The organism is Cupriavidus plantarum, from assembly GCF_905397285.1.
GTDB classification, from domain to species: Bacteria; Pseudomonadota; Gammaproteobacteria; order Burkholderiales; family Burkholderiaceae; genus Cupriavidus; species Cupriavidus plantarum.
Map to the genome: position 1 here is coordinate 320,261 of NZ_CAJPUX010000003.1, position 21,720 is coordinate 341,980.

Consider the following 21,720-nt stretch of genomic DNA (forward strand, 5'->3'; position numbering starts at 1 on the left):
ACGATGACTGCCTCGCCGGACTGGATGCGGCCGCGCGCGGAATGCCCGCGCCTCGTGTTGCATGACGTGAAGCTCCGCGCGGGCGAGCGCGTGCTTGTCGAGGGGCTTGGGCTGACCGTCGGCGCCGGTGAACTGTGGGTCGTGGTCGGCCCCAATGGCGTGGGCAAGTCCACGCTGATGGGCGTGCTGGCCGGCCTGCGTCAGGCCGATGGTGGCGAGGTACGGCTCGACGACGTGCCGCTGGCGCGCATCGCGCCGCCCGCGCTGGCGCTGCGACGCGCGTATCTGCCTCAGGCGATCCACGATACATTCTCGATGTCCGTGACCGATGCGGTGCGCGTCGGCCGGCATCCGCATCTGTCCGGATGGGGATGGAGCCGACGCGAGGACGATACGATCGTCGCCGATGCGATGACCGCCCTCGACCTCGATGGCTTTGCCCGGCGCGACGTGATGACGCTCTCCGGCGGCGAACGCCAGCGCGTGGCGCTGGCCGCGACGCTCGCGCAGCAGGCGCCGTTGCTGCTGCTGGACGAACCGGTGGCGCACCTCGACCTGCGCCATCAGATCCTCGTGCTCGATCTGCTGATGCGCCTCGTGCGCGCGGGCCGCCATGCGGCGGTGGTGATCGTGCACGACCTCAACCTTGCGCGCCGCTACGCGACCCATGCGCTGTTGATGGCCGAGGACGGCCACGCGCTGCATGGGCCCGCGGGCGACGTGCTCACGCCCGAACGATGCTCGCGCGCGCTGCGCACGCCGATCATCAGTGTCACCGATGGCACGCAATGGGCGCTGATTCCCGATGGAACCCCTCATGACGACCGATAATTCCCCGAACTCCGAAGACGGCGCGGCTGACGACGGCCGCGACGACCGCCACAAGGCGCGCATGGTGCGCAAGAAGGACGTCGTCGATCAGAAGATCGCGGCGGCGCAGATCGAGCGTGGCGTGATCGTCATCACCACCGGCAATGGCAAGGGCAAGTCGAGCTCGGGCTTCGGCATGGTGGTGCGCGCGATGGGGCACGGCATGAAGACCGCCGTGGTGCAGTTCATCAAGGGCGCGATTCCAAGCGGCGAGGAACAGTTTCTGCGGCGCTTTCCGGAGGAGTGCGCGTTTCACGTGATGGGCGAAGGCTATACGTGGGAGACGCAGGATCGCTCGCGCGATGTGGCGAAGGCAGAGGCCGCGTGGGACGTCGCGCGCGGACTGCTGTCCGATCCGACGGTGTCGCTGGTGCTGCTCGACGAACTGAACATCGCGCTGAAGCTGCATTACCTCGACGTGGACCGTGTCATTGCCGATTTGCGCGCGCGGCCGCCGATGCAGCATGTCGTCATCACGGGCCGTGGCGCGCCCCAGGCGCTGATCGACGCCGCCGATACGGTCACCGACATGACGCTGGTCAAGCACGCCTTCAAGGCGGGCGTGAAGGCGCAGCGCGGCGTCGAGATGTAGAGCAGTCTACAGTTACGAATATCTGGTCACCTACACGGTTGTTGCAACATGTCTTCGCTTCTCTCCTCCCTGTCCGATTATTCGCTTCCGCTGCCGCCGATCGAGGCGCCCGACGCCGCGCTACGGCCCGTGCTGCAGGCCGCCATCGACGACAAGACGAAGCCGCTCGGCGCGCTGGGCAAGCTCGAGGCGCTGGCATTGCGGATCGGCATGGTGCTGGGGACCACGAAGCCCGAGCTGAAGCGGCCGGCGGTGATCGTGTTCGCGGGCGACCATGGAATTGCCGATGCGGGCGTGAGCGCGTATCCGGCCGAGGTTACCGCGCAGATGGTGCTGAACTTCCTCAACGGCGGGGCCGCGATCAACGTGTTTTCGCGGCTGCATGGCATGACGCTCGAGGTGGTGGATGCGGGCGTGCGCGCACCGTTGCCCGCGTCTGCCGGCCTCGTGAATTGCCGCATTGCCGCCGGGACGCGCAATTTTCTGGAGGGGCCGGCGATGACCCCGGATCAGACCGTTGCCGCGCTGCAGGCGGGCATCGCGCGCGTGTTGCGGCATGCGCAGCAGGGCACCAATGTGATCGGGTTTGGCGAGATGGGCATTGCGAATACGTCTGCCGCGGCTTGCGTGATGAGCCGGCTGACGGGATTGCCGATCGAGGCGTGCACGGGGCGTGGCACCGGGCTCGACGATGCGGGGCTGTCGCATAAGCGCGAGGTCTTGTCGCGCGCGCTGGCGCTGCATGCCGATGCCACGGCGCCGCTCGATGTGCTGGCAGCGTTCGGCGGCTTCGAGATCGCGATGATGACGGGTGCCTTCCTTGCGGCGGCCGCGAGCCGGATGGTCATTCTGGTCGATGGGTTCATTGCCAGCGCGGCGCTACTCGTCGCCGCGCGTATTGCGCCGGCGGTGCTCGACTATTGCGTGTTCTCGCATTGCTCGCATGAGCAGGGGCATCGGGCGCTGCTGGCTGCGTTTGACGCCGAGCCGGTGCTCGCGCTCGATCTGCGGCTGGGCGAGGGCACGGGGGCGGCGCTGGCGTGGCCGCTGGTCAATGCGGCGGCGGCGTTCCTGCGCGAGATGGCGACGTTCAGCGGCGCGGGCGTCAGTACCGCGAGCGCCTGACCTCAAACGACAACACCCATGCGCGCCGCTGACGAACTCCGATTCTTCCTCACGGCGCTCGGCTATTTCACGCGTGTGCCGTTGCCCTCTGGGCTTGCGCGCTGGGTCGGCTTCACGCCCGAGCAGCTCAACGCGGCCGCGCGGTACTTTCCTCTGGTCGGCCTGCTCGTTGGCGTGATTGGCGCAATGGCGACGTGGGCGGCCGCGCATCTGTGGTCGCCTTCCGTTGCCGTGCTCGTCGGCATGGCCGCTACGCTGCTGCTGACCGGCGCGTTCCACGAAGACGGCCTTGCCGATTGCGTCGATGCCTTTGGCGGCGGCTATACGCGTGAGGACGTCCTGCGCATCATGCATGACTCGCGCGTGGGGGCGTTTGGCGCGATCGCCGTGGTTATCGCGCTGCTGCTCAAGTGGCAACTGTTGCTGCAGATCGGCACGACGGGTGGCGTGGCCGTATTGGTGGCCACGATCGTCGTCGCGCACGGCGCTAGCCGCGCGATGGCCATCACCTATCTCTCCACGCACGACTATGTCCGCGACGAGGGCAAGGCGCGGCCGGTCGCGCATCGGTTGCGGGGTGCCGGTTTGCTCTTTGCGCTGGTCTGCGGCGTGGTGCCGCTGGTGTGGATGTCCATGGGCGGGTTTCTGCCCGGGGGCGATGGCATTGGCGTCGCAGGCGCGCTGCCGTTTGCGCTGGTGACGCTGGTTGCGCTGTTGTTATTGCGGCTTGCACTCGGGGCCTACTTCGTGCGGCGTATCGGCGGTTACACGGGCGATTGCCTCGGCTTCGCACAGCAGCTTGCGGAGCTGCTTGTGTACTTCGTCGCCGCGGCATGGACGTGGTACTGACATGGACCTCATTCTGATTCGCCATGCGCGGCCGGCGTTGCCCGGGGACCCGTCATCGATCGGCGCATCGATCTGCTACGGCCGGCTCGACCTGGCGTTGGCCGCGCCATGTTCGCCGGCGTTGGCCGACATCGCCGCGCCGCTGCGCGGCTTCATGCCGTCGCGCATCGTCACGAGTCCCGCCTTGCGGGCGCGGGACACGGCGGAGGGGCTCGCTCGCACGCTAGCCGTCCCGGTGCCGTGCGAGATCGAACCGCGATTGCAGGAGCTGGACTTCGGCGCATGGGAGGGCATGGTCTGGGACGACGTTCCACGGGCCGACCTCGATGCATGGGCGGCCGATCTGATGCACGCTCGTCCGCATGGCGGGGAGAGCGCGGCGCAGGGGATGGCGCGGGTGAGCGAATGGGTTGGCGAGCGGGCTAGCGAGTGGGCTAGCGAGTGGAGCGGTGAGCGGGGTGGAGAGCCGACGAAGGTTGCGCCGGCATCGGGCGAGGCATGCTGGTGGGTAGTGGCCCATGCGGGGCCGATTCGCATGCTCGCCGCGCACTGGCTTGGCGTGCCGCTGGCGCGGACGCTGCAATGGTCGCTTGGATTTGGCGCGTCTTGTTGCCTGCGGTTGCAGGGGGGGCAGGCGCAACTGATCTGGTGGAATCGGACCGTCGATTGAGGCGTGACGGAAGGTTGCGCCGACCCGTCACGCGATGACCTCGCCGCGCCCCCCGCGATGCGCGTGGATCGCGGGCGGCATACCGGGGCGTATCGGGCTATCGGGAATATCGGGCGTATCGAGCGTATCGGACGTATCCGGCCGATCCAGCCTCGATTCAACGCGGCCGCCGCGAGCGGGCGATGTCGATGTCCTTGCAGATTTCCTCCGCGCCGCGCGCCACGCGCGGGCCCGCGCGATTGACGAGGTCGCCGTCGACGATGAACAGATTGTTGCGCGCGACGGCCGTGACCTGCTTCCATTTCTCCCACATCGTAAAGTCCGCGAGCGGCCGGTCGGGCCGCGTGGCGCCCATGCCGGCGGTGAGCATCACCTCGGGATTGCCGGCGACCACCGCTTCGGTGGAGACCGTCGGCACGAGCGGCGTCTCGTTCGCGAACAGATTGCGGCCGCCGCATAACGCCAGCATGTCGCTGATGAGGTGCTGGCCGTTGAGCGTCATCAGCGGCTGCTGCCAGACCTGATAGAACACCGTGACCGGCGGGCGGGAGGCGTAGGTCTTGCGCAATGTATCGATCTGCTGCCGGAAGTCCGCGGCGGCGCGGTTGGCCACTGTGCTGGTGCCCATCAGCGTGCCGAGCTTTTCGAGATTTTCCGGGATGGATTCGAGCCGGCGCGGCTCGCTGAAGAACAGCGGCATGCCGAGCGCGCGCAGGCGGTCGGTCTGCTTCTGCGCGTTGCCATGACGCCAGACGACGATGAGGTCCGGCTTGAGTGCGGCAATCCGCTCGAGATCGAGCGACTTGTTGTCGCCGACGCGCGGGATGTCCCTGGCTTCGTGCGGGTAGTCGCTGTAGGTCACCGTGCCGACGATCCGGTCGCCGCCGCCGGCCGCGTAGATGAGCTCGGTCACGTGCGGGGCGAGCGAGACGATGCGGCGGGCCGGTTGCGCGAGCGTGACGGCCTGGCCGGCGTCGTCGGTGGCCGTGACGGCGGCCTGGGCGGGCAGGGCCGTGAGGCTCGCGCCGAGCAGGAGTGAGGCAGCGAGCAGGGCTTGGATGGGCGGCATAGGGTGGGGCCCGGCGGGCGGTTCGGGGCGGTCTGGGGTGTTGGATAGTCGTGAGCGGCCAGCATGGTTTGCGCGGCCATCACGGCCATCACGGCCATCACGGCCATCACGGCCATCACGGCCAGCAGGGCCAGCAGGGCCAGCAGGGCCAGCAGGGCCAGCAGGGCCAGCGCGGCCAGCGCGGTCAGCGAGGTGAGAGGAGCTGGGCGTGGCGGTCATGGGCGCTGATGGGCGGTCAGGGGCGTTCAAAAGTCTTCAGGGGCGCTCAGGGGCGTTCAGGGGGGCGGCGCGGGTCAGCCAGCGGCCTGGGGCGCGGTACGTCGTGCCCCCGCGCTATCGCCAAGCGCGGCCTCGAGCCGTTGCCAGCTTTCATCGCGATTGGGTGGCAGGCCGAATCGCAGGCTCGCCGGGCAATCGCCCGCGGCCTCGAACAGCCGCGTCCACACGCCGGCCCGCGCAAGCCCGTCATGCAGCGCGGGCGCGTTGGCATCGGGCACCCAGCAGAACAGCGGCTGCGTCACCGTGGCCAGTCCGTGGCCGCGCAGGAGCGTGGCGAGCCGCTCGCCCTGTCGCGCGAGGAGAGACCGGGTGGCGGATTGCCACCCGCGATCGGCCAGCGCGTCGCGTGCGATCGCGCGGGCGGGTCCGGAGACGGTCCAATGGCCAAGGGCGTCGCGCAATGGGTCGAGTATCGCGCTTTCCGCGAGCACGAAGCCGCAACGCACGCCGGCCAGTCCGTAGAACTTGCCGAGCGAGCGCAGCACCACGAGCCCCGGCAGATGCGCGCTTGCCGCGAGCGATTGCCCCGGATGGCAGTCGATGAACGCCTCGTCGAGCAGCAGCGTACCCCCGCGCGACGACAGTTCGCCGTGCCAGCGCGCGAGCGTGGAGGCGGGGATCAGCCGTGCGGTGGGGTTGTTCGGATTGACCACCACGAGGTGGTCCAGCGCGAGCGTCGATGCCTGCGCGAGATCGGGGCGTGCAAAGTCCGCCTCGTTCAATGGGACCACGGTGTGCCCGGCCCGCGCGAAGGCGGGCGCGTACTCGCTATAGCCCAGCGCGGCGATGCCCACCCGGCCCGGCTTCAGCAGCGTGGGCAGCGTGCGAATCGCGGCCTGCGAGCCAGCGACGGGGAGGGCTTGCACGGCACCGTACGCGAGCGCGGCGGCTTCGGCGAGCCCGTCGTCGTCCTGCGGCAGGCGTTGCCATGCGTCGGCGGGTAGCGGCGGCACGGGGTAGCCGTCCGGGTTGATGCCCGTGGAAAGATCGAGCCAGTCGCCGGCGGCACGGCCATAGCGCCGCACCGCCGCGAGCAGGTCGCCGCCGTGGCGGATGGCGTGAAGGGAGTTGCTCATACGGGAACGCTATCCGGTGTGTCGCGCCGGGAGCGGGCAATGCCGCGTAGCGCAAGCCCGGTCATGCGAGGGCTCCGCGCAGGGCGAGGGGCAGGGTGAAGGGTAGGGTGAGGGGCACGCTGGCGGCTGCCAGCGCGAGCCATAGCCATAGCGTGCGGCGCACGAGCTGGAGGCACGCGCGGACGTGGCGGGCGTCGGGGGCTTCGCCGAAGCCCAGTGGCGGGCGGACTTCCCATTCACCGTGGTAACGCGCCCCGCCACCGAGCGCGACGCCGACCGCGCCCGCGCCCGCGGCCATGACCGGGCCCGCGTTCGGGCTCGACCATGCACGCGCCTGTGTGCGCCAGCACCGCAGCGCAGGCAGCGTCTTGCCGAGCAGCGCATAGGACAGCGCGGTCAGCCGCGCGGGAATCAGGTTGAGCCCGTCGTCGATGCGCGCCGCGGCCCAGCCGAAATGCATCAGCCTGGGCGTGCGATAGCCCCACATCGCATCGAGCGTGTTGGCGAGCCGGAATGCAATGACCGCCGGCGCGCCGCCGACGAGGAACCAGAACAGCGCCCCGAAAATCGCATCGTTGCCGTTCTCGAGCGCGGACTCGCAGGCGGCGCGGGCCAGGGCCTCGGTATCGGCATCGGCGGTGTCGCGCGACACGATGCGCGACGTCAGCATGCGCGCCGCGGGCAGGTCGCCAGCGGCGAGGGCGTCAGCGATCGGTGCGATATGTTCGGCAAGGCTGCGCGCCCCCAGCGCAAAGTACAGCGCCACCGCATGCAGCAGCCACGCGAGCCACGGCGCATACGGCGTCAGTTCCCCCAGTACGGCCCACGCCACCACGGAGGGGCCCAGCACGAGCACGGACCATGCGCACAGGCCAAACGCGCGTTGGGTCCATTTGGGACGGGACGGTCGATTGAAACGGCGTTCGCAGGCAGCGGCCAGCTTGCCGAAGCCCACCAGCGGATGCCACCGGCGTACCTCGCCGAAACCGCGGTCCAGCAGCACGCCGGCCAGCGCGGCAGCCACCGTGGCCGCCCAGGACAGCATGACCATGCGCGTTCAGCCCTTCACATTCACCGGGAGGCCCGCGACGATCAGGCGCACGCGGTCCGCGGCGGCGGCGAGCTTCTGGTTGAGGCGGCCGAGTTCATCGACGTAGAAGCGCGTGATCGAGCCCGTCGGCACGACGCCGAAGCCGATCTCGTTGGTCACGAGGATCACGTTGCCCGGGGTGGTGGGCAGCGCGGCGAGCAGCGCATCGATTTCTTCGGTGAACGCCGGCGGCGGCGTGATCACGCCGTGCTCGGGGTAGGAGCGGTTCTCGTCGAAGATCAGATTGTTGAGCCACAGCGTGATGCAGTCCACGAGGATGCAGCCCCCGTGGCGTGCGTTGGCATAGATCGCGTCGGCGAGGTGCACGGGCTCCTCGACGAGCGCCCAGTCGACGGGGCGCCGCGCGCGGTGCAGCGCGATGCGGAGCTCCATTTCCTCGTCGGGCGGGTCGGCGTCGTGTCGCGCGGTGGCGATGTAGGTCACGGGGCCGCCGGTGGCGGTCGCATGATCGGTCGCGAGCTGCTCCGCGAAGTGGCTCTTGCCGGAACGCGCGCCGCCAATCACGAGCGTCAGCTCGCGCGGCGCGACGCCGAGTGCGGCTTCGAGCGGCGCGGTGGCGACGACGGGCTCGCTCGCGCCAGCGGTGGCTAGGGCGTCGGTGGCGACGGTGGAGGAAATGCCGAGGGCCTTGGTATCCATCCGGCGTATTGTAGCGGTCGCATCGGGCACTCGCATGCATGGATATTGCAGACGCCGCCTCCCCGAACCGGAGAACGGAGCAAACCGTCCGCATGCGGCGATAATTGCCGCATGACCGCCCACACCCTCATCCCGTCCCTCCCGCCCTTCCCATACCCCGCAAGCGCCCTGGGCGGCACCCTGATGGTGCAGGGCACGACGTCCGACGCCGGCAAGAGTACCGTCGTCGCGGGCCTCTGCCGCGTGCTGGCGCGCGCCGGCGTGAAGGTTGCGCCGTTCAAGCCGCAGAACATGGCGCTCAACAGTGCCGTCACCGTCGACGGCGGAGAAATTGGCCGTGCGCAGGCGCTGCAGGCGCAGGCTGCCCGCATCGCGCCGCACACCGACATGAACCCCGTGCTGCTGAAACCGAGCAGCGACATTGGCGCGCAGGTCATCATCCATGGCCGTGCGCGCATGGACCTCGATGCGCGCGCCTATCACGCGTACAAGCCCACGGCCATGGCCGCCGTGCTGGAAAGCCATGCGCGGCTGCGCGAGGCGTATGGCGTCGTCATGGTCGAGGGGGCGGGTAGCCCCGCCGAGATCAACCTGCGCGCCCGCGATATTGCGAACATGGGGTTTGCCGAGCGCGTCGATTGCCCCGTCGTGCTCGTGGCCGATATCGATCGTGGCGGCGTGTTCGCGCATTTGCTCGGCACGCTCGACTGCCTGTCGGAAAGCGAACGCGCGCGCGTGACCGGATTCATCATCAACCGCTTCCGTGGCGATATCGCGCTGCTGCAACCGGGGCTCGACTGGCTGACCGAGCGGACCGGCAAGCCTGTGTTCGGCGTGCTGCCTTACCTGCATGGCCTGCACCTCGATGCCGAGGACGCCGTGGTGGCGACCCAGGGTGCCAAGCATGGCGATACGCTGTTGCGCGTGATCGTGCCCGTGCTGCCGCGGATTTCCAACCATACGGACTTCGACGCTCTGCGGGCGCATCCGGGGGTCGATCTGCGGTTCGTCGGGCCGGGGATGCCCATTCCCCCCGCGGACCTCGTGATCCTGCCGGGCAGCAAGAGCGTGCGGGCGGATCTGGCCTTCCTGCGCGCGAACGGATGGACGCAGGCGTTGGCGCGGCACCTGCGGTATGGCGGGAAGCTTGTCGGCATCTGTGGCGGCATGCAGATGCTGGGTCGGCGCGTGCATGACCCGGACGGCCGGGAAGGGCCTGCCGGGACCAGCGATGGACTCGGCCTGCTGGACTTCGACACCACGCTCGCGCCCGAAAAACAGTTGCGGCAAGTGAGTGGCCACCTTGCATTGGAGGACGGTACGGCGGCGGTGAAGGGCTACGAGATCCATCTTGGCGTGACCGAGGGGCCCGCGTTGGCGCGGCCCGCGTTGTGGATCGGGGAGGAGGCCTGCGTCGGTCGGGCGCGGCCCGATGGGGCGGTGTCCGAGGACGGTCAGGTGCTGGCGACCTATGTGCATGGGTTATTCGATGACCCGGCCGCCTGCGGGGCGCTGTTGCGATGGGCGGGGCTTGGCGGCGCCGCGGGCGTGGACCTCGACGCGTTGCGCGAGGCGTCGATCGAGCGGCTGGCGGACAGCATGGCGACGCATCTGGACCTGCGGACGATGCTCGCGCCGCTAGCCACAGCGTCGGATGGCGCACGGTGAAGGGCCGAAGCCGGTCCGAAAAGCCATGAGATCCCGCTACACTAACGCGTGGCTTCGGACCGGGCATGGCACGCGTTGACCGGCCCGCCCGGACCCACGCGGCCCGAAGCTGTTCCACTTTCGCGGTACGCTTTGCAGCACCCCTAGGCAGCACTCTCGGACAATGGAGGACATTCATGCCGGTAGTCGTGATCGCCAATCCCAAGGGCGGTGTGGGCAAGACCACGCTGGCGACCAATCTCGCCGGTTACTTTGCGAGCCAGGGGCACGCGGTGATGCTCGGCGATACCGATCGCCAGCAGTCGTCGCGTGCATGGCTGGGGCTGAGGCCGCCGTCGGCGCCGCCCATCCGTAGCTGGGACATCGACGGCGACCATATCGCGCGTCCGCCGAAGGGCACCACGCACGTGGTGCTCGACACGCCGGCCGGCCTGCATGGCTGGCGATTCCAGGACATCATGAAGCTCGCGCACCGCATCGTGGTGCCGCTGCAGCCATCGATGTTCGACATCCTCGCCACGCAGGACTTTCTCGCCAGACTGGCCGACGAGCGCCGCGTGCGCCATGGCGAGGTCGCCGTCGGCGTGATCGGCATGCGCGTGGACAGCCGCACGCGCGCGGCGGAGCAACTGCAACGCTTCGTCGAGGGCGTCGGGTTGCCGGTGCCCGGTTACCTGCGCGATACGCAGAACTACGTCCAGCTGGCCGCGCACGGGCTCACGCTATGGGACGTCGCGCCCTCGCGCGTGGCCCGTGATCGCGAGCAATGGCAGCCTGTCGTGCGGTGGGTGGAGACAGGCAGGGTGGAGACGGGCACGGAGGACGCGAGCCCGGTGCGGGCCGCCGCGGCCCATCGCCCGCCGCCCCAGCCCCCTTCGCACCCTACGCGCGCGACCCCCCACTAAGCTTTGCCAGTAGCGCCTCCGGATCCTGCCAGGTGACCCGCCGCACGAGCACCATATGGTCGGTGCCCGGAAACGGGTCCTCGAAGGCGGGCGCTTCCTCGCCGCCCAGCGCGCGGTAGAACGCGCGCGCCTGTGTGTTGCCGTCGAGCACATACAGGAACAGCGGCTTGCCGGGCCATTGCTCGATCGTGCGTCGCACGCAATGGGCCATCAGCCGCTTACCATAACCGCCGCCGTGATAGGCCGGCATGACGTGCAGGTTATCGAGATAGACGCCGTAACCGGGTTCGGCCAGCGGCATGAGGCAGCAGAAGCCCGCGGGCTCGCCATCGACACGCAGGATGGTGACTTCGATGGGCGCCTCCGCGCCCTCGAGCATGCGCGCGCGCCAGGTGGCCAGCCGCTCGGCCGGCGCGTGGGATTCCAGATAGGTGGCCGGGATCAGCCCGGCATAGGCATGGCGCCAGCTATCGCTGTGCAGCCGGGCCAGCAGGTCGGCGTCCGCGGGCAGGGCGGCGTCGAGTGTGATGCGGTGTGACGTGGGCATGACGTAAACGTGGAGATAAGGCGTAAAGCGAACTGCACCGCGCGGATCATACGGTACTGCTAGAATCGCGAATCCTTCGCATTTGCATTTCCGGATCGCCAATACCGGCATCCTACGCCCACCCCGTTCCGCCGATAGCTTTCGCCCCCATGGTTTCCGGTCGCCTGCGCACAGTTCTCATCAAGGTTCACCTGTATATCGGCCTGTCCTTCGGGCTGTTGTTCGTGCTGCTGGGCCTGACGGGCACCGCCATCGCCTGGCGCGACGAACTCGACGCGGCCCTCAATCCGGACCTGCTCGTCTCGTCGGCGCCCGCCCGCATCCCCGTCGGTGGTCCCTCGATTGATGCCATCTATCGAAAGCTCACCGCCGATCCGCACTACGGGCGTCCCAACACGCTGATGCTGCCGATGCACGAGGAAGGCGTGTTTATCGCGGCCTATCCGATCAAGGGGCCGTCGGCCGGTCCGGGGCGCTCGCGGCAGGTCATGATCGACCCGATCACGCTGGAGGTGAAGGGCGAGCGGCTATGGGGCGTGCCGGGGCTGTCGCGCCAGCAACTGCTGCCGACGCTGTTCCATCTGCACCGCTATCTGCTGACCGGCGACACGGGCAAGACCATCATCGGCATCACGGGGATGGTGGTCCTGATCACGGTCTTCGTGGGTCTGGCGCTGTGGTGGCCGAAGCGGAACCGGCGCTCGTGGCTGCAGGCGGTGCGCATCACGCACGGCGGCTCGTGGTCGCGCTTCAATTTCTCGCTGCACCGCGCGGGGGGCCTCTTCATCGCGCCCGTGATGCTGGTGAGCGCGTTCTCGGGCTGGTATCTGAATCTGCCGAAATGGGTGACGCCGATCATCTCCAGCGTGATGACCGTGTCGCCGCCGGTGAAGCATCACTCGGCGCCGGCCGCGCCCGATGCGGAGACGCTGTCGCCCGCGCTGGCCGTGGCGGCCGCGGAACGAGAGTTTCCCGGCGCGCTGGTCACGCGCGTGAGCCTGCCGCGCAAGGCGGGCGATACCTACGAGATCCGCCTGCGCCAGCCCGGCGAGATTCGTCAGGATTCAGGCGCCACGCGCCTCTGGCTCGATGCCCACACCGGGCAGCGCGTCGCCGTGCGGGACCCGAAGCAGGCCGCGTCCGGCGATACGTTCATCAACTGGCTGTTCCCGTTGCACACGGGCGAGGCGTTCGGGGTTCCCGGGCGCGCCTTCATGACGCTCTACGGCCTGACGCCGCTGGCGTTCGCGCTCACGGGCATCCTGATCTGGTGGAAGCGCCGCACCGGCCATCGCCGGCACCTGCAGCGCGAAGCGGAGCGCGCGCGCGGCAAGCTCAAGCGCGCGTGATGGGAGGCGTCAGTCTGCGGGGCAGGCTGGCCCGGCCGCTCAGATCTCGAGGTTGTCGATCAGACGGGTCGGACCGAGCTTGGCCGCGGTGAGCACCACGAGCGGCTCGCCCGCGAGGAATTCTTCCTGCGTCGGCGCCTGAAGGTTGTTGCGCTTGCGGATGGACACGTAGTCCGGCTTCCAGCCACGGTCGGCCAGACGCTTGACCGCATCGGCTTCCACATCGAGCAGATTCACGCTGCCGCCCAGCACGGTGTCGCGCACCTCGTGCAGCGTGCGATAGAGCACCGGCGCCTCGGTCCGCTCGTCCGCGCTCAGATAGCGGTTGCGGGAGGACAACGCGAGGCCATCGTCGGCGCGCACCGTTTCCGCGGGAACGATATCGATCGGCAGCGCGAACTGCTGCACCATGCGACGCACGATCATGAGCTGCTGGTAGTCCTTCTTGCCGAACACGGCCACGCGCGGCTGCGCGCACGAGAACAGCTTCATCACCACCGTGCAGACGCCCTTGAAGAAACCGGGGCGGAACTCGCCTTCGAGGATGTCGCCGAGGTCGTGCGGCGGCTCCACGCGATATTCCTGCGGCACGGGGTACATGTCCGACTCGGTCGGCGCGAACAGGACGTACACGCCTTCCTTCTGCAGCTTCTCGATGTCGTCCTGCAGCGTGCGCGGATATTTGTCGAAGTCCTCGTTCGGGCCGAACTGCAGGCGGTTCACGAAGATCGAGGCGACCACCGGATCGCCATGCTGGCGCGCCAGCCGCATCAGCGACAGGTGGCCCTCATGGAGGTTGCCCATGGTCGGCACGAACGCCACGCGATTCTGCCCGCGCAGCTGGTCCCGCAGCTCTTGGATGGAGGAAATGACTTTCATGAATATCGTGTGCTGTCGTGAAGGGAGCCCGGGAGTGCGGGCCGCGCCGGGTTGGTGCATTGCCAGCCGGCTGTCGGCGGATTGTAGAACATGCGGGGCGCCGCCGGGCATTGCCGGGGTGCGATGGCTGCCCAAGGCAGCGCGAATTCAGGTCGGCGTGTACGCCAATCGCACATAAATTGGCGCGAACGGCTCGGCCTGCGTGATCTCGACCAGCGACTCGCGCGACAGCTCGAGCATCGCGATGAAGTTCACGACGACCACGGGCACGCCCTTGCCGGAGCGGATCGCTTCGTCGAACAGCTCCGTGAATTCCATGAACCGCGCATGCTGGAGCCGGCGCAGGATCTGGCTCATGTGCTCGCGCACGGACAGTTCCTCGCGCGAGATCTTGTGGTGCTGGTTGAGCTTGGCGCGCTTGAGCACGTCCGCCCATGCGGACTGCAGGTCGATCGTCTCGACCTCGGGGAAGCGCGGCGCCAGGCTTTGCTCGATGAACACCTGCGAGCGCAGGAAGTCGCGGCCGAGCTGCGGCACGTGGTCGAGGCGCTGCGCGGCGAGTTTCATCTGCTCGTACTCGAGCAGGCGGCGCACGAGTTCCGCGCGCGGATCCTCGGCTTCCTCGTCGCTGTCGGCCTTCTTGACCGGCAGCAGCATGCGCGACTTGATCTCGATGAGCATCGCGGCCATCAGCAGATACTCGGCCGCGAGTTCGAGGTTGCTCTTGCGGATTTCGTCGACGTACAGAAGATACTGCCGCGTCACCTGGGACATTGGAATGTCCAGGACGTTGAAGTTCTGCTTGCGGATCAGGTACAGCAGCAGGTCGAGCGGACCTTCGAATGCCTCGAGAAAGATCTCGAGCGCATCGGGCGGGATGTACAGGTCCTGCGGCAGCTTGAACAGCGGCTCGCCATAGAGGCGCGCGAACGCGAGCCCATCGACCATCTCGGCCGGGCCCGCTGTGCCGCCGGAACCGGGAGCCACGCTGGGCAGCTCCACCGGCAGGGTCAGCTTTTCCTGAGACAACTCAGTTGTCGAGCGAGTAGACGTACGGCTTCTGGGCCACGCGCGACTCGGCGGCGCGCTCGCGCTCCTCGAGATCGATCGGCGACTTGTCCCACAGCAGGGAACGGCCTTCACGTTGTTCCGACTCGAGCGCGGGACGCTCCTTCTTGAGGGTCTTGAGGAACTGGGTGATGTCCGATTCGTACATGGCCATGATGAAACCTGTGCCCGGCGGGGGCGAGTTGGTGTGGTGGGGCTGGATTTTACCGTATCGGCGCCGTTCGCTGACGAAATTGCGCGGAATCGGCATCCGGCGCCCGCCGTCGCCCTGAAAGCCGCCTCCGTGGCCGATTTGTCGCAGTCGCGGGGCGCCGGGTGTGGTCAAATAGCGACTTCGCTGGTTCGATCTGACGGATGACGAGAGACCGGGGCCGCCGCGCCGCCACGACCCTTCTTCTACGCTTGTTACGGCCCCCCCGGGCCGCATCGTTCCCACGCGCGGCGCTCGTGCTGCTATGCGCGTGCGCATTGCACGCGGCGCCCGCCGCCGCGACCTACAAGGTGGAAGTGGACGCGCCGAAGCCGCTCGAGGACATCCTCAAGGAGCATCTGGACCTGGCCCGGTACGCCAGCCGCACGGACCTGTCCGATGACCAGTTCCAGTACATGGTGGAAACCGTCGGCGACCAGGTGCGCCAGTTCGCGTCCACCGAGGGCTGGTTCGACCCGACCACGACCGCGCGCGTGGAGGGCGAGGGGAACAGCCGCGTCGTCCATGTGACAGTCGATGCCGGGGCCCGCACGCTGATCCGCAGCGTCGATGTGTCGGTAACCGGCCCGGCCGCCACGCAATCGCCGGAGCAGGTGGCCGAGATGCGCGCCAAATGGGGGCTGCCCGTCGGCGACCCGTTCCGGCAGTCCGACTGGGACAAGGCAAAGGAAGACGCGCTGCTGACGCTGCAGAGCAAAAGCTACTACGGGGCGAAGCTCGCGTCCTCCCGCGCGCGGGTGGAAGCGGACGAGCATGCGGCGGACCTGACCGCAAAGTACGACAGCGGTCCGGCCTATATCCTCGGCCCCGTCAGGATTTCGGGGACGCGCCGCTATCCCGAGCAGATCATCCGCAACGTCAATCCGTTGTCCGAGGGCGAGCCCTATCGCGTGGAGCGGCTGCTGGAGCTCCAGCGCGCGATCCAGAACCAGCCGTACTTCTCCAACGCGCAGGTGGACCTCGAGGATCCGGAGCCCGACGCGGACAAGCCGGGCACCGTGATCGCGCCCGTGAGCGTGCGCGTGCGCGAGTATCCGGTGCACCGGCTCACCTCCGGTGTCGGTTTCACGACGGACACCGGCGCGCAGGTGGAAGGGCGCTACTCCTACTACAACCTGTTCAACCGCGCGTGGGTCTTCGACTCGCAGGCGCGGATCGAACAGAAGCGCCAGTATGCGTTTCTGGAGACGGCGATGCCGCCGGACTCGCACACCTACCGCAACAGCCTGTACGGCAGCTACGAACGCACGATCGACATCGAGAGCACCGACCTGACGAGCTGGCGTACCGGCCTCAAGCGCTCGCGATCGCGCGAGAAGTACGACACCACGTGGTCGCTTGACTTCTATTACGACAACCTGCTGCCGTATGGGCAGGAGGCGCAGATCTCCAAGGCGCTGGTGCCCGCATTCGCGTGGACGCGCCGCGATGTGGACAACCCCGTGTTCCCGCGCCGGGGCAACGTGATCAACACGCAGGTCGGCGTGGCGGCCAAGCATGTGCTGTCGGATGCCACGTTCCTGCGGCTCTATGGCCGCATCCGCCAGTACGTGCCCGTGGGCACGCGCGACCTGTTCATCGCGCGGCTCGAACTTGGCGCGGACCTGACCTCGTCCGATCCGGCCAAGGTGCCCGCCTCGCTGCGGTTCCGCGCGGGCGGCACCGATTCGATCCGCGGCTACAGCTATCAGTCCATCGGCACGCCGAACGGCGCGAGCGTGCTCCCCGCCCGCTATCTCGGCACCGGCAGTCTCGAGTACCAGTACTGGTTCAAGCCCGACTGGGGCGTAGCGGTATTCTGGGACGTGGGCACGGCGACCAATTCGATACAGGGCATCACGCTGTACAACGGCGTGGGGGTCGGCGCGCGCTGGCGCAGCCCGGTGGGTCCGCTGCAGCTCGATCTCGGCTACGGTATCCAGCAGAACCAATTCCGGCCGCATATCTCGCTGGGGGTGGCGTTCTGATGAACATGCCGGACATGCCGCCCGTGCCGCGTCCCGACGACGACGCCCCGCGCCCCACGCGCAAGCCCCGGAGGCGGGTCTGGCGCGTGCTCGCATGGATCGGCCTGATCCTCCTGCTGCTGGTGGTGCTGGCGATCGGCGCCCTGGTGCTCGCGCTGCGCACCGAAGGCGGCACGCGCCAGCTGTGGTCGGTGGCCACGCGACTCTCCGCGGGGATGCTCGCGGGCGAGTACGAGGGCGGCACCGTGGCGACGGGCCTGCGGTTGCGCAACCTGGTGTACGCGAGCGGCGAAGGCGACGCCACGACGCGCGTGACGATCGATCGCATCGATGGCACATGGTCGTTCGTGTGGTCCCCGGCGCGGCTGCATGTGCAGGACCTGCGCATCGGCAACGTGGACGCGAAGCTGCCGCCCGCCGCCCCCGAGCCTGCCGACCGCACGCCGGCACGCATGCCGGACTCGCTGTCGCTTCCGCTCGCCATCGATGTCGATACGCTGACGCTCGCGCAGCTGTCGGTGACGCAGGGGAACGCGCCGACCGCCACGCCGCTGGTGTTCAAGGACCTTTCGGCCGCGCTGCATTCGGATGGCGCGCGCCACCGGCTGACCGTCGATCGGCTCGTCACGCCCTACGGCAAGCTGCAGGCCAACGCGCAGCTTGCCGGTCCCCGGCCTTACCCGCTTACGGCAGAAGCGCTGCTCGAAGGCGAGTGGCAGAAGGAAACCTTTGCCTTGTCCGCCACGGTGACGGGCTCGCTCGATGCACTGCGCGCGCAGGTGGAGGCGACGGGCGACCGGATCCGCGGCCGTGCCACCGCGGAGGTCACGCCGTTCGGCCCCGTGCCCTTCACGCATCTGCTCGTCGATGGCGAACGCATCAACCCGCGGCTGTTCAGCCCCGGCGCACCGCAGGCCAACCTCACCGTGCACGCGGAGCTGCGGCCCGTCGAGGCCGTGGCGCCGCCGCCCGTGATCGCGCGGCCGCAGCCGGGCCAGACGGCCGCCAGCGCGGTGGCCGCGGCATCGGCGGCCTCGGCTTCCGCGCCGGTGCCGACGCCCCTTGCTCCCGGTACACCCGGTACGCCCGCATCGGCCACGCGGCCGCTGGCCGTCGCCGGCGAGCTTACCGTGCGCAATCTCGAGCCGGGCCCGATCGACAAGGAGCGGCTGCCCGTGGAATCGGTGCGCGCGCGCGTCGAACTCAGCGAGACCGCGCAGAGCGTGCGGGACCTGCGCATCGCGCTGCTGGGCAAGGGCGAGATTCTCGGGCAGGGCATGCTGCGGGAGGGGCGCGGCGGTTTCGATCTCGACGTGCGGCGGCTCGACGTGGCCGCGCTGCACACCGCGCTCGTGCCCACGCGGCTCGCGGGCCCGGTGATCCTGCGGCTCGAGCCGGGCCGGCAGAGCGTGGCGCTCGACCTCGCCGGTGGCGAACTCAAGCTGTTCGCCGATGCGCGTGTCGACGAGGAAGCGGTGACGCTCACGGCGCTGCGCGCGGGTATCGGTGCCGGCACGCTGACGGCCGACGGCAAGCTCGCGCTCAAGGACGAGCAGGCGTTCCAGTTCAAGGGCAAGCTCGCCAATTTCGATCCCGCGCGCGTGGCCAGGGTGGCGCCCGGCCGGATCAATGCGGACTTCTCCACCACGGGCTCGCTGGCAGCGGGGTCGGCGAAGGACCTGCTCCGCGTGGCGGTCGACTTCGCGTTGCGCGAGAGCGAGTACGCGGGGCTGCCGATGACCGGCAACGGCAAGATCCGCCTCGAGGGCGAGCGGCTGCTGCCGAGCGAAGCGTCGCTAAGCATGGCGGGCAATCAGGTGAACCTGCGCGGCAGCTTCGGCGCGCGCGGAGACCGGCTCAAGGTGGCCATCGATGCGCCGCAGCTGGACCGCCTCAAGTTCGGTGTGGCGGGGCGCGCGAAGGTCGATGCGGAGATCACGGGCACGATGAAGCGACCTGAGGTCGTCGGCGACTACAGCGCGCAGGGACTCGTCTTCGGTCCGCACAAGGTGGCGAGCGCCAGCGGGCATGCCGAGTTACGCGGCGGACTGGACGGCACGCTGTCCGCGCAACTGACCGCGCGCGACTATCAGGGGCCCGACGCGGCGATCCGCACGCTCGACGCGAACCTTGCCGGCACGCAGGCGAACCACACGTTCGACGCAAAGGCCGTGGGCACCGTGCGGCGCAAGCCGGTGCAGCTGAACCTCGCGGGGCAGGGGGCGTGGCAGGGCGGCAATCGAAACGGCGGGGGATGGAACGGCACCATCCGCACGCTCGAAGAGCGCGGCACCGTCAATCTCCGCCTGACCGCGCCCACGACGCTGCTGGTGGCGGACCAGCACATCAAGCTCGGCGCGGCACGATTCGCCTTCGATCAGGCCACGCTCGCCGTCGATGGGCTCGACTGGGACCATGGCCGCATCCGCACCGCGGGGGCGATCGACGGCGTGCGCGTGGCGCATGTGCTCGAGCTCGCGGCGCTATTCAGCGGCGAGGCGCCGCCCGTGCGGTCCGACCTCGTGCTCGACGGCAAGTGGAACCTCGCGCTCGCGGAGACGGCGTCCGGGTTTGCCGAAATCCGCCGGCGGTCCGGCGATGCGTCGATCAATGCGGGACGCGGATGGACGGCGCTCGGCCTGGGCGAGACGAAGCTGCGCGCCGATATCGCGGGCAACCGCATCGCGCTGCGCGGCGGTACCGTGGCGGAACGCATCGGGCGGATCGTCGTCGACGCGTCGGCGGGCCTTGTCACCGAGCAGGGGCTGCAAACCGTCGGGCCGCCCTCGACGCTCGATGGCACGGTGGCGTTCGATATCCCGCGCTTGAAGTCGCTCGAATCGTTCACCGGGCCGCAGTACGCGCTCGAAGGCAAGCTCGCCGCGAACCTCAGGCTTGCCGGCACGGTTGGCAAGCCACTGCTGACCGGGAATGTCGATGGCAGCGGCATCGGCGTGACGCTGTACGACCTGGGCATTCGCCTGACCGATGGCGTCGTGCAGGTCGTGCTCGACCAGAACACCGTGGAACTGAAGCAGGTGCGCTTCCGCGGGGGCGACGGCACGCTTACCGCGACGGGAGCGGTCAAGTTTGGCGAGTCCGACCCCAACATCACGGGCAAGATCGTCGCGGACAAGCTGCAACTGTTCGCGAGCCCGGAGCGCACGCTGATCGTCTCCGGCGAGGCGGGCATCGCGAACGAGGACCGCAAGCTCACGATCCGCGGCAAGTTCCGCGTCGATCGCGGGCTGTTCGATCTGCCGAAGGCGGGCGCGCCGGAGCTTGGCGACGACGTCGTGGTCATTCGCCGCCGGGACCAGCGCGAATTGCCCACGGCGAATGCGCCGGTGCCCGAGGACAAGCCGACGAGCCAGTTCAGCCCGGTGATCGACGTCGCGATCGACCTCGGCAACAACTTCCGCTTCCGCGGTGCAGGCGCGGACCTGCTGCTTGCTGGGCAACTGGGTATCGCGAGCGCGCCGCTCACGCCGATGCGCGCGACAGGCACGGTCCGCGTGGTCGATGGCACGTACGAGGCGTTCGGGCGCAAGCTCAACATCGAACGCGGCATCGTGAACTTCAACGGGCCGATCGGCAATCCGAACATCAATATCCGCGCGATGCGCCGCAATCAGGAAGTCGAGGCCGGCGTCGAGGTGACGGGCACCGTGCGGCTGCCGCGGGTGCGGCTGGTGTCGGAGCCCAACGTGCCCGACGAGGACAAGCTGTCGTGGCTGATGTTCGGCTACGGGGCCGAGAGCGCGGGCGCCGGGCAGCAACGGCAGCTCAGCGGCGGGGCGCTTGGCGGTGCGGCGCTCGGCATGATCGGCGGGCGCGCGGGCAAGGGAATCGTCCAGCATTTCGGCATCGACGAGTTCTCGATCGGGCCGAGTACGGCGGGCCTGAACGACCAGCAGGTGGTGAGCGTGGGCAAGGCCGTGACGGAGCAGATCTCGGTGGGCTACGAGCAGAGCCTGACGTCGGCGTCCAACATCGTGAAGCTGACGTGGGCGTTCTCGCGGCGGTGGTCGCTGATTGCCAAGGGCGGGTCGATCAACGGGCTGTCCGTGCTGTTCAACCGCCGGTTCAACAACTGGAGTACGCTGTTCTCGGGCAGTACCAACCGACGGACGACCGACGTGGATCCGGACCTGACGCCCGATGGCCGGCCGGCCAGCGAGCCCGCGGGCGATCCGGTCGAGGCGATCAAGCGTTGATTGCCCACAGGAGCCGATATGCGAAATTCTGACGCGTCAGCACGACGCCTTGCCGCCATGGGAATGTTTGCCGCCTTGCTTGGACTGTTTGGCTGCGACCAGCAGAAGGTCGATGAAGCGATGAAGAAAGCGGGCGATACCGCGCGGGGCGTGTGGAACAGCGTCAAGCCGGACAGCCAGCTGTTCAAGGGCATCGAGATCGGCCGGTCGACCGAGGACGATATCCGCCGGCAGGCGGGCAAGCCTGAGATCGTCTGGGAGGAATCCGATGGCGGCCGCCGGCTGGAGTATCCGCGGGGGCCGGAGGGCGGGACGACGTGGATGGTGACGATCGGCCCCGACAATACGGTCCGCAGCATCGAGCAGGTGCTCACCGCGGAGAACTTCGCGCGGGTACGGCCGGGGATCAGTCAGGATGCGGTGCGGCGCATGCTCGGCAAGCCGACCAGGATCGAGAAATTCGCGCTGAAGCAGGAGGAGGTGTGGGGCTATCGGTGGCACGAAACGCCCACGGACCGGGCGTTCTTCAACGTGCATTTCAACCCGCAGGGGACGGTGACGACGACATCGCGGAGCGATGATCCTTCCCGGCAGCAGGGAGGTTGAGGGCGGGAGCCCCCAACCGTACA

At 68.7% G+C, this 21,720-nt stretch carries 19 protein-coding genes; 11 read left to right on the top strand and 8 right to left on the bottom strand.

Annotated elements, in window-relative coordinates:
• The first annotated feature begins 3 nt into the window (after positions 1-3).
• The 5 genes from KHP16_RS16175 to cobC are packed head-to-tail and all read left to right on the top strand — an operon-like array spanning position 4 to position 4,106.
• Complete coding sequence (locus tag KHP16_RS16175; RefSeq protein WP_109582575.1) at positions 4-831, top strand: ABC transporter ATP-binding protein; 828 nt, start codon at positions 4-6, stop codon at positions 829-831.
• Complete coding sequence (gene cobO / locus KHP16_RS16180; protein WP_109580287.1) at positions 818-1,462, top strand: cob(I)yrinic acid a,c-diamide adenosyltransferase; 645 nt, start codon at positions 818-820, stop codon at positions 1,460-1,462. The genes KHP16_RS16175 and cobO overlap by 14 nt, the downstream gene beginning before the upstream one ends.
• Before the next feature lie 48 nt (positions 1,463-1,510).
• Positions 1,511-2,587, top strand: a complete 1,077-nt coding sequence (gene cobT / locus KHP16_RS16185) for a nicotinate-nucleotide--dimethylbenzimidazole phosphoribosyltransferase (RefSeq protein ID WP_109580288.1) — start codon at positions 1,511-1,513, stop codon at positions 2,585-2,587.
• 18 nt (positions 2,588-2,605) lie between these two features.
• Positions 2,606-3,436 (top strand): adenosylcobinamide-GDP ribazoletransferase, encoded by an 831-nt coding sequence (locus tag KHP16_RS16190; RefSeq protein WP_211960668.1) that lies wholly within the window; start codon positions 2,606-2,608, stop codon positions 3,434-3,436.
• Position 3,437: 1 nt separating this feature from the next.
• Entirely contained in the window at positions 3,438-4,106 is a 669-nt protein-coding gene (cobC, locus tag KHP16_RS16195; protein WP_211960669.1) for an alpha-ribazole phosphatase family protein, read from the top strand.
• Positions 4,107-4,263: 157 nt separating this feature from the next.
• Here the strand turns inward: cobC and KHP16_RS16200 are convergent, their stop codons facing one another.
• The 4 genes from KHP16_RS16200 to cobU form a co-directional block, all read right to left on the bottom strand.
• Positions 4,264-5,175 (bottom strand): cobalamin-binding protein, encoded by a 912-nt coding sequence (locus KHP16_RS16200; RefSeq protein WP_211960670.1) that lies wholly within the window; start codon positions 5,173-5,175, stop codon positions 4,264-4,266.
• Positions 5,176-5,468: 293 nt separating this feature from the next.
• Complete coding sequence (cobD, locus tag KHP16_RS16210) at positions 5,469-6,530, bottom strand: threonine-phosphate decarboxylase CobD (protein WP_211960671.1); 1,062 nt, start codon at positions 6,528-6,530, stop codon at positions 5,469-5,471.
• A gap of 61 nt (positions 6,531-6,591) precedes the next feature.
• Positions 6,592-7,581, bottom strand: a complete 990-nt coding sequence (locus KHP16_RS16215) for a CobD/CbiB family cobalamin biosynthesis protein (RefSeq protein ID WP_211960672.1) — start codon at positions 7,579-7,581, stop codon at positions 6,592-6,594.
• 6 nt (positions 7,582-7,587) lie between these two features.
• A complete protein-coding gene (gene cobU / locus KHP16_RS16220) occupies positions 7,588-8,280 on the bottom strand; it encodes a bifunctional adenosylcobinamide kinase/adenosylcobinamide-phosphate guanylyltransferase (protein ID WP_109580294.1) in 693 nt (230 codons plus the stop codon).
• Between the two features lie 183 nt (positions 8,281-8,463).
• Between cobU and KHP16_RS16225 the strand changes: the two genes are divergently transcribed.
• The gene (locus KHP16_RS16225; protein WP_115952705.1) at positions 8,464-9,948 is read left to right on the top strand and encodes a cobyric acid synthase; all 1,485 of its coding nucleotides are present in this window, start codon (positions 8,464-8,466) and stop codon (positions 9,946-9,948) included.
• A 176-nt stretch (positions 9,949-10,124) separates the two neighbouring features.
• Positions 10,125-10,853 (top strand): ParA family protein, encoded by a 729-nt coding sequence (locus KHP16_RS16230; protein WP_109580296.1) that lies wholly within the window; start codon positions 10,125-10,127, stop codon positions 10,851-10,853.
• Here KHP16_RS16230 and KHP16_RS16235 read toward each other — a convergent pair.
• Positions 10,831-11,400: a GNAT family N-acetyltransferase gene (locus KHP16_RS16235; RefSeq protein WP_109580297.1), complete on the bottom strand. Its 570-nt coding sequence runs from the start codon at positions 11,398-11,400 to the stop codon at positions 10,831-10,833. The genes KHP16_RS16230 and KHP16_RS16235 overlap by 23 nt on opposite strands.
• Positions 11,401-11,549: 149 nt before the next feature.
• Between KHP16_RS16235 and KHP16_RS16240 the strand changes: the two genes are divergently transcribed.
• A complete protein-coding gene (locus KHP16_RS16240) occupies positions 11,550-12,749 on the top strand; it encodes a PepSY-associated TM helix domain-containing protein (RefSeq protein WP_211960673.1) in 1,200 nt (399 codons plus the stop codon).
• 39 nt (positions 12,750-12,788) lie between these two features.
• Here KHP16_RS16240 and panC read toward each other — a convergent pair whose 3' ends face one another.
• The 3 genes from panC to KHP16_RS16255 form a co-directional block, all read right to left on the bottom strand.
• Positions 12,789-13,628: a pantoate--beta-alanine ligase gene (panC, locus tag KHP16_RS16245; protein WP_109580299.1), complete on the bottom strand. Its 840-nt coding sequence runs from the start codon at positions 13,626-13,628 to the stop codon at positions 12,789-12,791.
• Positions 13,629-13,775: 147 nt separating this feature from the next.
• Complete coding sequence (locus KHP16_RS16250; RefSeq protein ID WP_109580300.1) at positions 13,776-14,657, bottom strand: segregation and condensation protein A; 882 nt, start codon at positions 14,655-14,657, stop codon at positions 13,776-13,778.
• A 1-nt stretch (position 14,658) separates the two neighbouring features.
• A complete protein-coding gene (locus tag KHP16_RS16255; protein WP_109582576.1) occupies positions 14,659-14,850 on the bottom strand; it encodes a DUF3460 family protein in 192 nt (63 codons plus the stop codon).
• A 200-nt stretch (positions 14,851-15,050) separates the two neighbouring features.
• Between KHP16_RS16255 and KHP16_RS16260 the strand changes: the two genes are divergently transcribed.
• Genes KHP16_RS16260 through bamE form a run of 3 tightly spaced genes read left to right on the top strand, consistent with a single transcriptional unit; the run spans position 15,051 to position 21,697 of the window.
• Entirely contained in the window at positions 15,051-16,874 is a 1,824-nt protein-coding gene (locus KHP16_RS16260; RefSeq protein WP_115952700.1) for an autotransporter assembly complex protein TamA, read from the top strand.
• On the top strand, positions 16,874-21,091 hold the full coding sequence (locus KHP16_RS16265; protein ID WP_211960674.1) for a translocation/assembly module TamB domain-containing protein: 4,218 nt from the start codon (positions 16,874-16,876) through the stop codon (positions 21,089-21,091). The genes KHP16_RS16260 and KHP16_RS16265 overlap by 1 nt, the downstream gene beginning before the upstream one ends.
• A 57-nt stretch (positions 21,092-21,148) precedes the next feature.
• Complete coding sequence (gene bamE, locus KHP16_RS16270) at positions 21,149-21,697, top strand: outer membrane protein assembly factor BamE domain-containing protein (RefSeq protein WP_211960756.1); 549 nt, start codon at positions 21,149-21,151, stop codon at positions 21,695-21,697.
• Positions 21,698-21,720 lie beyond the last annotated feature (23 nt).

Coding starts and splice junctions, on each gene's coding strand:
- panC (WP_109580299.1), bottom strand. CDS start 13,628: ATGAAAGTCATTTCCTCCATCCAAGAGCTGCGGGACCAGCTGCGCGGG.
- cobC (WP_211960669.1), top strand. CDS start 3,438: ATGGACCTCATTCTGATTCGCCATGCGCGGCCGGCGTTGCCCGGGGAC.
- KHP16_RS16190 (WP_211960668.1), top strand. CDS start 2,606: ATGCGCGCCGCTGACGAACTCCGATTCTTCCTCACGGCGCTCGGCTAT.
- cobU (WP_109580294.1), bottom strand. CDS start 8,280: ATGGATACCAAGGCCCTCGGCATTTCCTCCACCGTCGCCACCGACGCC.
- KHP16_RS16225 (WP_115952705.1), top strand. CDS start 8,464: ATGGTGCAGGGCACGACGTCCGACGCCGGCAAGAGTACCGTCGTCGCG.
- bamE (WP_211960756.1), top strand. CDS start 21,149: ATGGGAATGTTTGCCGCCTTGCTTGGACTGTTTGGCTGCGACCAGCAG.
- KHP16_RS16215 (WP_211960672.1), bottom strand. CDS start 7,581: ATGGTCATGCTGTCCTGGGCGGCCACGGTGGCTGCCGCGCTGGCCGGC.
- KHP16_RS16200 (WP_211960670.1), bottom strand. CDS start 5,175: ATGCCGCCCATCCAAGCCCTGCTCGCTGCCTCACTCCTGCTCGGCGCG.
- KHP16_RS16260 (WP_115952700.1), top strand. CDS start 15,051: ATGACGAGAGACCGGGGCCGCCGCGCCGCCACGACCCTTCTTCTACGC.
- KHP16_RS16235 (WP_109580297.1), bottom strand. CDS start 11,400: ATGCCCACGTCACACCGCATCACACTCGACGCCGCCCTGCCCGCGGAC.
- cobT (WP_109580288.1), top strand. CDS start 1,511: ATGTCTTCGCTTCTCTCCTCCCTGTCCGATTATTCGCTTCCGCTGCCG.
- KHP16_RS16265 (WP_211960674.1), top strand. CDS start 16,874: ATGAACATGCCGGACATGCCGCCCGTGCCGCGTCCCGACGACGACGCC.
- KHP16_RS16240 (WP_211960673.1), top strand. CDS start 11,550: ATGGTTTCCGGTCGCCTGCGCACAGTTCTCATCAAGGTTCACCTGTAT.
- KHP16_RS16230 (WP_109580296.1), top strand. CDS start 10,125: ATGCCGGTAGTCGTGATCGCCAATCCCAAGGGCGGTGTGGGCAAGACC.
- KHP16_RS16255 (WP_109582576.1), bottom strand. CDS start 14,850: ATGGCCATGTACGAATCGGACATCACCCAGTTCCTCAAGACCCTCAAG.
- KHP16_RS16175 (WP_109582575.1), top strand. CDS start 4: ATGACTGCCTCGCCGGACTGGATGCGGCCGCGCGCGGAATGCCCGCGC.
- cobO (WP_109580287.1), top strand. CDS start 818: ATGACGACCGATAATTCCCCGAACTCCGAAGACGGCGCGGCTGACGAC.
- cobD (WP_211960671.1), bottom strand. CDS start 6,530: ATGAGCAACTCCCTTCACGCCATCCGCCACGGCGGCGACCTGCTCGCG.